We start from the raw sequence: 11,983 nt of genomic DNA, 5'->3' as shown, positions 1-11,983 counted from the left end.
GTGATATATAAAGCAAAATGACTGTGGTACTTAATGGGATTCAATCAGTTCCGGTGAGTTGTTTTTAGGCGAGTTAACTAAGGATGAAACTTGATAAGCTTCCATGTCATTAGCATCATACGGAAGCAGTAAGCTTTGAAGATAATCAGGATCGGTGTTTTTGGGGTTTAGCCATTCCTTTTCGTTCTTGTCAGTGAGAATGACCGGCATCCGATCATGGATGTCCTCCATCAACTCATTGGGTTTTGTAGTAATGATTGTGCAGGTATATAGCGGATTGCCTTCTGGCGTATTCCACTTTTCATATAAGCCGGCAAATGCAAAGAGGTTGGATGATTTAAGTTTAATCCTCATAGGAACCTTAGTCTTTGGGTCAAGACGCTTCCATTCATAAAAACTGTCAGCTGGGATGATACAACGTTTGCTTACGAGTGGCTTTCGAAAGCTGGGTTTCTCGGCCAATGTCTCAGCTCGAGCATTGATCATTTTATAGCCGATCTTTTCATCTTTGGCCCAAGGAGGGATAAGACCCCATCTAAGCTTACCCATACGGTTGTTTGATCCATCATTAATGATTGTCAGGATGTTTTGTGAAGGAGCAACGTTATAGCTTGGATGGTATTCGTTTTCAGACAAAAATTGATCTATATTGAACTGTTCGATAATGTCGTCAAACTCAGAGAATAAAGTGAACCTGCCGCACATGTTCATCATCCTTTAGGGTTTTTGAATATTGTACAGGCTTGATACACGAAAATCAAAAAGGAGGAATGTGATGCAGCGGCAAACAGTTGAGGTAAAAGAAGTTGAAGTGTTGATTAGAGGTATATGGACAAAGGAGAAGTTCACGGATATCCAAAAGGGGCAAACCTTTAAAATTGAGGAGAATGGAAAAGCAAAGAAATACATAGCAAGAACAGATCCTTATTGGGATGAGATGTACGAAGCCTACATAATTGATTTATTTGATAAAAATAAAATAAGTGGATGTGAGAATAATGGCGATCAATTTAAAGATTAGAAAGAACAAAGCAGATAAGCCAAAGGTGAAAGATTTAGAGGACGGGTACTTCATTAAAATAGATGATGCTGATGTATACATTGTTAGAACACTAGACAGAGAGTATGCCGCTAAAGATAAACATGAAGTTATACTTATCAATCTGAGTTCCTTTCAAATATCGCCATACAAGGATATGAAGGCATTAAAAAGCAGGTTGTCTGACAGAGGTAGCACAGTTGAAGTTATCAGACCTAAACAAGCAAACGTTAATATCGGTTTTGAGTGGAGACAATAACAGGAGGTGGAGAGAATGAGAGATATTAAATTTCAGGCGTTGGTAGTTAAACATGCATTAAGCAATTTGGGTTCTAATATGCATTGGGCAGGTATAGACAGTTACGAAGAAATTATTGATGTTCATGACATTTCTTTTGATAACGGAAAAATAGATTACGTTACAGATAAAGACGGTGATGAATATTCGTTTGCTGATAAAAGTTTGAAAGCGGTTCGACAATACACCGGATTGAAGGACAATAACGGCAAGGAGATTTATGAAGGGGATATAATTCGGATTACTTTCGACACCACATGGGCTGAAGAACCTTATTACGTTGGAGAAGTTAAATTCTTGGATAGCGAAAACTATCCAGCATTTGATTTAAGGCCTTGGATTGATTGTGAGATGAATGCTTTGAGTTGGTTAAAAAGCGAATCAGACCCGACTGTCATCAGTTATGAAGTAATCGGTAATATTTACGAAGATACTGAGCTTTTCGAATCTAAATAAAACAGAGATTTTATAAGGATAAAAATAAAATTAAAAAGGGGAAATTTGATGAAGCTAATTGGTATTAAAACAAGTAACTGTTTTTTGGTGTCTGACAATATTGAAGGAAATAAATATTTTCATAGTCAATTAGATGAATTGTTTTTCGATGGGAAACGAGCAACCCAAACGTATAAATCAGACTGGTTTAAGCTTGATAAGGAGCCAAGTGTTATTGAAAAACAAATGCCGGCTAAAAAAATCAATTATAGGTATGAATTAAAAGAGGGATTCCAGGAAACTGATTTGACGCCACAAGTAATTAAAACTTCTTACATAGGTGAAGACAGTGAATACTATGAAGTGAAGGGTCTATATGATTTAAAATTTGAAGAAGTCCCGCAAGAGAATCAAAAAATTGAGTTTGAAATGAATGTAATTGAAGAAATTGACGGAGAACTTAAGTTGCAAAGCCATAATTTTAACTTGAATTATAACTTACTGGATAGGATTCAAACTCATCCAATGCTTCTTGAAACAAAGCCGTGTTACTTGTCCCGAGAAGAAAGTTATAAGATTATCAGAAACCATATTAAAGCCAATATTAACCCTAAATTGGCAAGAATCACGAGTGATTATGATTTCTGTTTAACTGTGGTCAAAGTTTTGGAGCTTTACAAACCTCACGAGTATGTAGTTGATCTTAATGCAATGTACAAACGAAGAAAGCCTAAACTTGAGAAAAGATTTCAAACAAAGCGGGAAGTTGAAATTTACAATGTTGCACCTAAAGCCTATCAGAGCTACCCAATTGTAGAGCCTTTTAGTGGTAAGGACGTTGAGGATTTGAAGAGTAATATTAAGAAATTTTTAGATGATCTGATGGCTAAAATCAACGAGCCTTTAGTCGAATGTGAATGCTGCAAAGGAAGAGGGGTTATTTTGAATGAAAATTAAATTGGACAAAGATTACATGGTAAATGAATTGGGGCTACCTGAATCCTCAATTTTAGAAGAAATCACTGATACGTCTAGGTGGAGTATTCATTATCGTATTGTGTTTGCATATCAAGACAAGTTTTATGAGACAACTTACAGGGAAGGCGCTACAGAGTTACAAGAGGAGAGACCGTGGGAATACGATGACCAGGTTGAGTGTTTTGAAGTTGAGCTTAAGGAAGTTAAGGTTAGAAAATGGGTAAGAAAAGAAACTGAATAAAAACGATATTTTATAGAGGAATGGAGTGAAGCAATATAGATAGAACAAATCGTACTTTGATAGAGCTTGAATTGATGATTGAAGACGGAACAGTTCCCAAAAGATTGATTAATCAAGTAAAACAGTTTATTCATAGTGTAAAAGCACAAGAAATAAACATTGTCGACCTAAGACATTCCTCAGCGAGAAAACAACATGGAGATGAGTTCATAACTTTATTGGAAAAAGCTAATCATCAGCAATATTTTAAATACTATGGTGTAGTATGCAATAAATTTAAATCAAAATTTTGAGATTGCGTGCGTCAAAAGTGATTTTTAACTTAAAAGGAGGTGATTGAGATGTAATTTATTTCAGCTATCTGAAGTTTATAAAAATAAAAGGAGTGTTTATTTAATTGAAGATTAAAAACAGAATAGTGGAATTGCTAAAAAAGACTAAAGGAGCAGAGAAGAGAGACTTTGGACGGTACACTCTAATCTGCCCACCTCACCGCGAAGTGAAGCTATTAAAGTATAACATAGTTAAGAAGACTTTTCCATTCTTGGTGACAGCTCTGGTCTCATTCCTGAATCCAGTGAGTATTTTAGCAGCGGACAAGTATCGGAACTTTGAAGAGCTTAAAGCGAATGAATCACCGTTCAATTTTAGCGTATTTTCAAAAGAGCAAGACTCTGATGTATTAATTCTTGCTCCCCATGGAGGTGGTATAGAAGGGGGAACAAGCGAGCTTGCAAAGGAATTAAGCGAAACATACTCTACATATCTTTTTGAAGCTTTAAAGACACCAGGAGCATTTGATTTACATTTAACCAGTACAAATTTCGATGAACCTCAAGCACTTGAAATGTTGAAGGAGCATGAGTTCACACTGTCACTTCACGGCTACGCAAGCAATGATCAACATGTTTTAGTTGGCGGCACAGATCGGAACAAAGCTGAAGCGATAACAATCACATTAAATAATGCCGGCTACTCTGCAGAGCTTCTTGATGAGGGGACAAGGTTATCTGGCAGCAGTCCGAACAATGTTGCGAATAAAAATAAAACAGGAAAGAGCATTCAACTTGAGTTAAGCACTGGACTGCGAAAATCAATGTTTAACACCTTTTCTCTAAAAGGACGGTCAGGCACAAGAAATGAGGTCTTTTATAATTTCATTGACACTCTGTCAGGGTTTCTCAATGAAAATGTAGAAGGGAAGGGTTTGACAACATGAATATGCAGCAGCCCTTATACTATTTTGTTGATGCTCTGGATTGGGGAATTGATGATAAAGGGTCAAATGCTATTGAAACGACAGAAGGGATAAACCGAGCTTTAAAGTACGCAAGCTCAAAATCATTCTATAAAGTACATATACCAAAAGGTACCTATCTAATTGATGCTGTGAATACATCAAGGCGGTTGCCTGAATTCGGCGGAGGTATTAATATTCCTTCGAATATTGAGTTAATACTTCATCCAGAGGCTGTTTTTAAAGTGTTGCCTAATGATTCTCAAGGCTACTCCTGTTTTTATATTGGCCAAGCGAGCAATGTAACGATTCGTGGCGGTCAAATTATAGGGGATCGATACGAGCATGATTATTCAAAAGTAACTTCAATTAAAAGGACACATGAATGGGGATACGGAATTCATATTCATGGCTGCAGTAATGTATTAATTGAAAATGTGCAAGTCTCTGACTGTATTGGAGATAACATTTGGATAGCTGCCGATGGGATGATGAACACTTCAGGAGCGTATACGCCTTCAAAGAATGTTACCGTTCGAAAGTGTACTCTTTTAAGAGGGAGAAGAAATAATCTGGCTACCAATGGTTGTGAAGGTCTTCTTGTAGACGACTGTGATATAGAGGAAGCTGGGGGAGATACCATTGGGCCACAATTAGGAATTGATTTAGAGGGTTTTGGAGAAAACGGAATTAAGTATGATCACCCATACAAATTAACTGTACGAAACTGCAGGTTTAAAAATAATGGGCGTGGATCCGTTACAGCCCACACAAGCGGTGAAGTAAATCTTGAGGGAAACTACAGTGACAATGTTATTTCTTACGGATTCAGCACTGATGTCAGCATTAAAAACAACAAGATAATCAATGATGCAGAGGTTAAGAAATACGGAATTGACTCGGTTGGTGTATCAAGTACGGAATCCGGAAACAGAGTTCAAATTGAGGGCAATACGGTAAGAGGGTTTGAAGTAGGAATTTGCGCAAGAGGAAAAGGCGTGTCGTATCAAATAATACTCTAGAAGGGATAAAGGCATGTCCAATTGCAACACATCAGGCAGAAGATGTATTAATCACAGACAACAGAATAGAGAACAGTGACTGCATTCAAGTCCAGGTTAGAAACTCAAATGATGTAAGGGTTGTGAACAACAAAGGGAAAGGAACAATCTCAGCATACGCTGTAAAGATAATGGACTCTAGCCGAGTCAGTCTCGTTAATAATGAGTTTGCTAATGTATATGGTGGAATTTATTGCGAAAGGTCTCAGTCAGTTCGTTTAAAGGGAAATGACTTGTTGTTAAGTGGAAGTGGGTACGGCATCTTTTGGGATAAAGACTCTTCTGTCTCACTACATCGAAATGAAATTCATGAGCCTAGGAATGTTGCAATTAAAGGCACTCCTGATAAATATAGTTGCCAAATTAGTGAAAATCAGATTTATTTCTGTAAATCATTGATAGCCATCCAACTGACTGGCGGTTCAGAACATATATTAAAGGATAATGAGATCATGTTCAATCGTTCAGCAGACCAAGGATATGGCGTTTATTTAGAGAATACAAACAAGGTACGTCTCGTAAGAAACGATGTGCGCGGAATTGGTGGCAAGTTATTATCCCACCCATATTGCACAGATAAAGCAAAGAATACAACCTTAATTTATAACACATATGACAGTGGAACGCTGAAGACTGCAGAAGGAGATATTGTGGTCTAAATAAAACTGTAGTTTTAACAAGTTTAGGAGATGGATATATGGCCAATATTTTAACCAAAGAACAAGATGAAGCAATCCGGTATTTCAAGAACAAGCTGAACATATCTGAAAAACTGTACATATCCCTGATTAATTTTAATCTGCTTAGAGATAAACACGAAGACTTTGGTAATAGACTATATGAGCTTTATAAGACAGACCCTTATCTGTATATCAGAGCGCTTAAAGAAGGTTATGTGGTTGATCAGCCAATTGAATTTAATGAAGCAATTGTGCGGTTCTATGATGGTGAAGAACTTGCTGTGATCCATAAGACTACTGGGAAGAGATACAATGTGAATGTTAAAATGAAAAAGCTTCCTGATGGGTTTACGCTGCAAACAATGAACATGTGGTCTTGGAGTGAGGTTATTTGATTATTCAAACTCCTTTGTAAATGGTATAATTGAATTAATAAAGGAGTGGTATTATGTCCATCAATTCTATTGGAGGCTGAGTCATGGGAGTTAGAGTGGGAGGCTAATAAGATAAACATTTTGAGTTGCTATTTAAGCGGCTCTTCTTTTATGAGGTATTCTAAAAAATATCGTCGATAAAGGAGAAGCAAATGAACTTCTTAACAGCAAAAAACGAGCACGGTGAAACGGTTTACTTTCAAACTCTTAATAGAAGACCTCGATTGGGTGATTTTGTGAAGCCAATCGATACACGACGTATAGACAATGATGGTAACAGAATTAAAGAAAGTGGCAATGGTGCAAACAAATATGATGATCTAGATATGAACTCCTTTTATGAAGTATACAAGATTTTTAATGTTAAACACGTAATTATTAAAGATAAACTCGGACATAAAGTTCAATTAGATTCACGTCAATATCAATTAGCAAAGAAAATTACTAAAGAAGAATATATGAATTTTAATGAAAAACTTCATATATTAAAACATATGGATAACCACCTTAAAAGGGTTAACAACTTTCCCAGCTAAAGTTAAGCACTCTGTCGAGCTGTTATCTGCAGCTCAACTCTTTTTAAAACTTTTTAGAATAAAAATAAAATAGTTGTTGACCGTTTCGTTTTGATGATGTAAGATTAAGTTATCCCAAAGAGAGAAAGGAGGAAAGAGATGAAAAAGGAATTAAAGATACTGAAAGTATCTGCAGAAGCCTTACATACCTACAAAAATGATGTCAAAAGGAATTACGACATTGACGAAGACCAAGCAAGAAGAAAATTAACCAGGAATGTAATGTTGGTAAAGGAATTTAAGCCAAGAGGAATTAAAAGAGGTCTTTTTTCTAAAACATATTCATATGGAAACTTAAAGATCACAATTCGGCATGGAACAGTAATAAGGATTGAAAATGTAAAAGGTGATCCTGAACCTTGGGACTTTCCAAAAAAGAGATACATAGAATTAAATAAGCTACTTGGTATCAAGGATTGTAAGTTTAATAGCAAGTCTCATTATAAGTATTTTAAGAATAAAAATAAAATATAATATTAACGGAGGCGTTATGTTGAGCAAACTTTATAATAAATTTGAATTTATCGGTAACCTTTTTATTTCAAACAATAAAGAAAAATTCCATGAAATTAAGGAATATGACAGTGGATGGGTTAATGAAAGATTAAGTTTCGCAATTCAAGAGTCAAAAACAAACAGTGTTTCTGTTGAAATGAAAGGCGGGTACTCAAAGAGCAAACCGAATAAAGTATCCGCATTTAGTAAGGGAACGGAAAATGAAAAAGGAACAAGACTTGAGATTCCATGGGAAGATCGATTGAAAGAAGAAACTGTGGACATGGTTGCTGATTTTTCTAAGATACTAATTAACTTAAACGATGAGTCAACAAAATCCAAGTTGAATGATTTGAAATATAAAATTAGAGGATTAGAAATGAAGAACCCCCTAACCGAAGAAGAAAATAAAACCCTATCTACCCTCAAGGAAGAATATAAACAATTGAACGTAAACGGTGCAGAATTCATTCATGAATACGATGCAATTCAATACTTGTCCCAAAACCTTGAAAAGCATAAGGATAACAAGTTTAAAATTACAGGTAATATTGAATACAATTCGTGGAATGGACGTGATTATAGGAAGTTTAGAATTAAAACTATTGAAATCGTTAGTAGTGATACACCATCTCAACTAAGAGCAACTATGGATGTGTTTTTCACAAGTGAATCTTTAGATGAATCTTCATTTGAAGAAGAAAAAAAGTACTTTGTAGATGCATACGTGCTTAGCTATGATAATCAGGCAAAAAAAGATCGATTTTTTCCTCAGCAATTAGTCATTAATGCACAAAAATTGGACTTTGAAAATGAATTACATATGAAACAGTTATATCTATTGAAAAACTTCTTTAAAGTTGAAAATGATGAAGTGTATCACCTTCAATGGGTTGTGAATATCTTTAGAGGTGCAGAAGAGGTTGAGTTTACTGAAGATGAACTCACAGTGAGTCAAAAGGAAATGATTGCTTTAGGTTTAAACACACTGGATGACTTTAAACCTAAGGGAGGGTTATTGGGTGAAAACCGGGAAGAAAATAGACTTTTAAAACCCATTTTAAAAAAACGAAATGATTTTAATGATTTTACAGAAGGTGCTGTAAAATCTACATATGACGTTGAAGATCTTACATATATTCCACAACAGATTCAAAATTCTACACCACCCGTAGAAAAAGAAGAACCTAAAGTGACTGAAGAAGAAAAAGATAATGCATTTGATGATTTATTTGCTTGATTTGAAAAGACCTAACTGACATTTATTTAAAAACAATAAGGAGATGTTTATCCATATGGCAAGAAAATTTGGTAAAAAGAATAAAATTAAAGTTAATCCTCTCGATTATAACACTGGAATTATTGGTGAATCGGGGATCGGTAAAACAACTCTAGCTAAAGAAGTTTGCGAAAAATTAGTCGGAGAAGACGGGTATATAATCTTGAATATTGGTAAAGAGGATGGTATTGATGCCATCCCCAATGCCTCCTATGAAGATGTTCCTGATTGGACAACCTTTAATGAAATCACTAAAGATATTATTAAAAACAGAACAACAGATTATGCTGATTTAAAGGTTTTAGTATACGACACATTTGATGAGCTGATTAAAATTACAGAACCAGAAGTTATTAGACTACATAATAAAGCAAATCCTGAAAAAAGAGTGAATACCATTAAAGCAGCGTTTGGTGGTTTCCAGGCAGGAGAGGACAAAGTTATCGAGTTAATTCTTGAAAAGATGTGGGAACTTAAAAAGGTCGGTATTAGCATGTTTATTTTAGGTCATACGAAAAAGAGAACAATGACAGACGTAGTTACTGGTTTGGAGTATGACATGCTGACAACCAATATGACACATAAATATTTCAATGCGATTAAAACTAAGCTACACGTCTTAGGAGTAGCATCTATTAATCGGTCGATTGAAAAGAAAACAGTTAAACAAAAAATTGGGCCTGATAAAACAGTGGGAACAGTTGTTGACGAATCAAGAATCATCACTTTTAGAGATGACAACTTTAATATTGATTCAAAGTCGAGGTTCTCAGATATCACACCGTCTATTCCATTAGATCCGAATGAATTTATTAAAGCAATTGAACAAGCTATCCATGAGGCTTTTGATAAACAAAAAAATAACACAAATAACATTGAAGAAGAAAGAAAAGAACAAGAGCAAATTAAAGAAATTCAAATTCACAACGAAGTTAACAACTCCTCTTTCATTGATAAAGAAGAGAATGAGAGGTTGGCAGAAGAGATTAAGGTACTATTCCCTAATGCAACTGACAAAGCTAAGGGTGAAATGAAGAAAATTATGGATCAATTTAATATGAAAGATTTTAAAGGAGTAGACATTGTACCAACTACAGCATTCGAAAAGATAGTCGAAGCATTATCTAACTGAAGGAAAAGAGGGGGAGAGTCTCCCCCTTATCAATAGGAGAGGGTATTCTTGGCCAGAAGATGTGTATGTCAAATATGTAAAGCTAATGGAACTGTTGATACTTTTTTTAGGGTTTCTGACGATAAGGGGAAAAATAAATACTACTGTACTAAGGATGAATATGAAACCTATATCAATGATAAGGTGAAACGAAAAAACCTCTTAAATTACATAGCGAAAGATGTCTTGAATTATAGAGAGGGTCAAGTCATTCCTCCAATTTTTCTAAAAAAGATAGCTGAACTAAACAGATTTTATGATTATGAAGTGATACAAATTTGCTTTGAGAAGAACCAACAAACAATTCAATATTGGTTAACTAGTAAAGAGTTTTACAACGAGTATGGAATGATTAGCTATATTTTTAAGATTGTTGAAAGTAACATCAATGATGTTTATAAGGAATGGCTGCATGAACAAAATCAGAGAATGATTGAAAAAAATCATAATCTTGATATTGCAATTGTAAATCAAACTAATATCGTTGATTCCACATCTTTAAAACAAAACAATTCACCAAAAAATATAACAGAGTTTCTGGATGGGGAGGACGAGTATTGAACAACTTAGATTCTTATCCAAAGGAATTAGTTGAAAACAGGGGACAAATTGAAGGAAGCTTTATATTTTGTTTATGGAAAAACCCTGATTTGTATGAGGATTATAAAGACCACGTGAGAGCGGATAGAGATTTTCTAACAGAAGACGGGAAATTTTATTACTCTCTAGGTTTAGAACTGAGCAACATGAATTATAAGAGCTTTGATGATGCGAGTGTTTTCAGCTACATAGAAGGTAAAGAAACATTAAAAAATGGTTTTATTCGGCGAGGTGGAATGAAAACCATTGATGAACTTAAGCACGTACTAAACGATGAAAACGTTGAGACATACTATGATGAACTAATTAAATTTAACATGATACTAAAGCTTCATGATAAGGGATTCAATGTTTCGAACGAGCTTGATAAATTCAAGAAGATGACGAGTCAACAATTGTACAGTTACTTTGAATTTCAATTAGATAATGTTTTTCTAGGTCGCGGTTCAGGAGTAAAAATTGAGGATCTTGATTTGAATGAAGAGTTTGTCGAATCAATTGAAAACGGGGAAGAAATGGGATTAAGCTATTCAGCTGCATGTCCATTATTGAATTATCACACGCTAGGACTTCATAAATCTAATGTTCAAATTTTTGCTGGATTTAGTGGGACAGGGAAAACAAGTTTTTGTGTTTCTTCTTATATCATGTCAATTTTAGATCAGGGTGAAAAGGTAACAATTATCGCCAATGAAATGAATAAAAGGGCTTGGCAACATATTTTTATGGCAACAATTTTAAGTCATAAACTTGGTTATTATGGTTTGCCAAGAAAGAAACAAAAAATGGGCAACCTGAAGAATGAGCAAAAGGAAATGTTACAAAAGGCAATTGAATATTATGAGAAGCATTACAAGGGGCGTATCAAATTTGCCAAGATATATGATTACAGCATTAATGATGTAAAGAGAATAATGAGAAGAATGGCAAAACAAGGCTTCGGTTATATGCTTTACGATACATTTAAAGCTGAAGACGCGGCTTCAACCAATGTAACAGGTGAGCTAATTGAAGCCTCAAAACAGTTATTGCAAGTTGCGGAAAAAGAGGATATTTGCATCATCATTACAATGCAATTGGCCATTTATATGGAGAATACGAGATATCTAACAGCGTCTTGTTTATCAAATGCCAAAGCAGTTAAGGAGATTGTTTCAGAGTTAGTTCTAACAAGACCTTTATGGGAGGATGAATTCCCAGGAAGAAAATTCGATGTTAAACCCTATAGATTCAAAAAAGACTCGTCGGGAAAATTTACAAACAGTAAAGAAGAAATTCAGCTAGACCCAAATAAGAAGTATAGATTATTCTTTTTGAATAAGACACGGAATGACGAAGGCGATACAGTGTTGCTATATCAATTTGACGGTGCATGGAATAAATGGATTGAGCTCGGTTATTGTACTCCTAAACATCAGAGAACTACAGAGCGGACATGATTACCAAGGGACGGTGAAATC

15 protein-coding genes and 1 pseudogene are annotated in these 11,983 nt (G+C 35.0%); 15 read left to right on the top strand and 1 reads right to left on the bottom strand.

Translation table 11 applies throughout. The features are described from left to right. Window positions 1-30 precede the first annotated feature (30 nt). Window positions 31-705 carry an SOS response-associated peptidase gene (locus tag MHH91_RS11020; RefSeq protein ID WP_014470187.1) on the bottom strand — a complete coding sequence of 225 codons (675 nt, stop codon included), beginning with the start codon at window positions 703-705 and terminating at the stop codon, window positions 31-33. Between the two features lie 70 nt (window positions 706-775). Between MHH91_RS11020 and MHH91_RS11015 the strand changes: the two genes are divergently transcribed. The 15 genes and pseudogenes from MHH91_RS11015 (at window position 776) to MHH91_RS10945 (ending at window position 11,962) form a co-directional block, all read left to right on the top strand. Beyond that, window positions 776-1,021 (top strand): hypothetical protein, encoded by a 246-nt coding sequence (locus MHH91_RS11015; RefSeq protein WP_014470188.1) that lies wholly within the window; start codon window positions 776-778, stop codon window positions 1,019-1,021. Continuing rightward, window positions 999-1,298: a hypothetical protein gene (locus MHH91_RS11010; RefSeq protein WP_340977835.1), complete on the top strand. Its 300-nt coding sequence runs from the start codon at window positions 999-1,001 to the stop codon at window positions 1,296-1,298. Before MHH91_RS11015 ends, MHH91_RS11010 begins: the two co-directional genes overlap by 23 nt. A gap of 15 nt (window positions 1,299-1,313) precedes the next feature. After that, window positions 1,314-1,793 carry a YopX family protein gene (locus MHH91_RS11005; RefSeq protein WP_014470190.1) on the top strand — a complete coding sequence of 160 codons (480 nt, stop codon included), beginning with the start codon at window positions 1,314-1,316 and terminating at the stop codon, window positions 1,791-1,793. A 48-nt stretch (window positions 1,794-1,841) separates the two neighbouring features. After that, window positions 1,842-2,729: a hypothetical protein gene (locus tag MHH91_RS11000; protein WP_014470191.1), complete on the top strand. Its 888-nt coding sequence runs from the start codon at window positions 1,842-1,844 to the stop codon at window positions 2,727-2,729. Further along, window positions 2,719-2,991 carry a hypothetical protein gene (locus tag MHH91_RS10995; RefSeq protein WP_014470192.1) on the top strand — a complete coding sequence of 91 codons (273 nt, stop codon included), beginning with the start codon at window positions 2,719-2,721 and terminating at the stop codon, window positions 2,989-2,991. The genes MHH91_RS11000 and MHH91_RS10995 overlap by 11 nt, the downstream gene beginning before the upstream one ends. Before the next feature lie 74 nt (window positions 2,992-3,065). After that, complete coding sequence (locus MHH91_RS10990) at window positions 3,066-3,284, top strand: hypothetical protein (RefSeq protein WP_014471974.1); 219 nt, start codon at window positions 3,066-3,068, stop codon at window positions 3,282-3,284. A 104-nt stretch (window positions 3,285-3,388) separates the two neighbouring features. Next, window positions 3,389-4,210 carry a poly-gamma-glutamate hydrolase family protein gene (locus MHH91_RS10985; RefSeq protein WP_014471973.1) on the top strand — a complete coding sequence of 274 codons (822 nt, stop codon included), beginning with the start codon at window positions 3,389-3,391 and terminating at the stop codon, window positions 4,208-4,210. Next, a pseudogene (locus MHH91_RS10980) lies at window positions 4,207-5,948 on the top strand (right-handed parallel beta-helix repeat-containing protein). Before MHH91_RS10985 ends, MHH91_RS10980 begins: the two are co-directional and overlap by 4 nt. Before the next feature lie 38 nt (window positions 5,949-5,986). Further along, a complete protein-coding gene (locus MHH91_RS10975; protein WP_014471971.1) occupies window positions 5,987-6,364 on the top strand; it encodes a hypothetical protein in 378 nt (125 codons plus the stop codon). A 191-nt stretch (window positions 6,365-6,555) separates the two neighbouring features. Then, window positions 6,556-6,939 carry a hypothetical protein gene (locus tag MHH91_RS10970; protein WP_041915559.1) on the top strand — a complete coding sequence of 128 codons (384 nt, stop codon included), beginning with the start codon at window positions 6,556-6,558 and terminating at the stop codon, window positions 6,937-6,939. Window positions 6,940-7,077: 138 nt separating this feature from the next. Further along, window positions 7,078-7,452, top strand: coding sequence for a hypothetical protein (locus MHH91_RS10965; protein WP_340977825.1), 375 nt, complete (start codon window positions 7,078-7,080; stop codon window positions 7,450-7,452). 19 nt (window positions 7,453-7,471) lie between these two features. Beyond that, window positions 7,472-8,713 (top strand): hypothetical protein, encoded by a 1,242-nt coding sequence (locus tag MHH91_RS10960; RefSeq protein ID WP_340977824.1) that lies wholly within the window; start codon window positions 7,472-7,474, stop codon window positions 8,711-8,713. Window positions 8,714-8,768: 55 nt separating this feature from the next. Then, window positions 8,769-9,884 carry an ATP-binding protein gene (locus MHH91_RS10955; protein ID WP_259429504.1) on the top strand — a complete coding sequence of 372 codons (1,116 nt, stop codon included), beginning with the start codon at window positions 8,769-8,771 and terminating at the stop codon, window positions 9,882-9,884. A 48-nt stretch (window positions 9,885-9,932) separates the two neighbouring features. Further along, on the top strand, window positions 9,933-10,484 hold the full coding sequence (locus MHH91_RS10950) for a hypothetical protein (RefSeq protein WP_340977823.1): 552 nt from the start codon (window positions 9,933-9,935) through the stop codon (window positions 10,482-10,484). Then, complete coding sequence (locus tag MHH91_RS10945; RefSeq protein WP_340977821.1) at window positions 10,481-11,962, top strand: DnaB-like helicase C-terminal domain-containing protein; 1,482 nt, start codon at window positions 10,481-10,483, stop codon at window positions 11,960-11,962. Before MHH91_RS10950 ends, MHH91_RS10945 begins: the two co-directional genes overlap by 4 nt. The last annotated feature ends 21 nt before the right edge of the window (window positions 11,963-11,983 follow it).

The sequence above is a fragment of the Bacillus sp. FSL K6-2819 genome, from assembly GCF_038008305.1.
Classification (GTDB): domain Bacteria; phylum Bacillota; class Bacilli; order Bacillales; family Bacillaceae; genus Bacillus; species Bacillus amyloliquefaciens.
This window is presented reverse-complemented; position numbering and strand designations above follow the sequence as displayed.

Bases quoted from the DNA above. Each gene is read 5' to 3' on its own strand.
- MHH91_RS11020 (WP_014470187.1), bottom strand. From the start codon at position 705: ATGTGCGGCAGGTTCACTTTATTCTCTGAGTTTGACGACATTATCGAA.
- MHH91_RS11015 (WP_014470188.1), top strand. From the start codon at position 776: ATGCAGCGGCAAACAGTTGAGGTAAAAGAAGTTGAAGTGTTGATTAGA.
- MHH91_RS11010 (WP_340977835.1), top strand. From the start codon at position 999: ATGGCGATCAATTTAAAGATTAGAAAGAACAAAGCAGATAAGCCAAAG.
- MHH91_RS11005 (WP_014470190.1), top strand. From the start codon at position 1,314: ATGAGAGATATTAAATTTCAGGCGTTGGTAGTTAAACATGCATTAAGC.
- MHH91_RS11000 (WP_014470191.1), top strand. From the start codon at position 1,842: ATGAAGCTAATTGGTATTAAAACAAGTAACTGTTTTTTGGTGTCTGAC.
- MHH91_RS10995 (WP_014470192.1), top strand. From the start codon at position 2,719: ATGAAAATTAAATTGGACAAAGATTACATGGTAAATGAATTGGGGCTA.
- MHH91_RS10990 (WP_014471974.1), top strand. From the start codon at position 3,066: ATGATTGAAGACGGAACAGTTCCCAAAAGATTGATTAATCAAGTAAAA.
- MHH91_RS10975 (WP_014471971.1), top strand. From the start codon at position 5,987: ATGGCCAATATTTTAACCAAAGAACAAGATGAAGCAATCCGGTATTTC.
- MHH91_RS10970 (WP_041915559.1), top strand. From the start codon at position 6,556: ATGAACTTCTTAACAGCAAAAAACGAGCACGGTGAAACGGTTTACTTT.
- MHH91_RS10965 (WP_340977825.1), top strand. From the start codon at position 7,078: ATGAAAAAGGAATTAAAGATACTGAAAGTATCTGCAGAAGCCTTACAT.
- MHH91_RS10955 (WP_259429504.1), top strand. From the start codon at position 8,769: ATGGCAAGAAAATTTGGTAAAAAGAATAAAATTAAAGTTAATCCTCTC.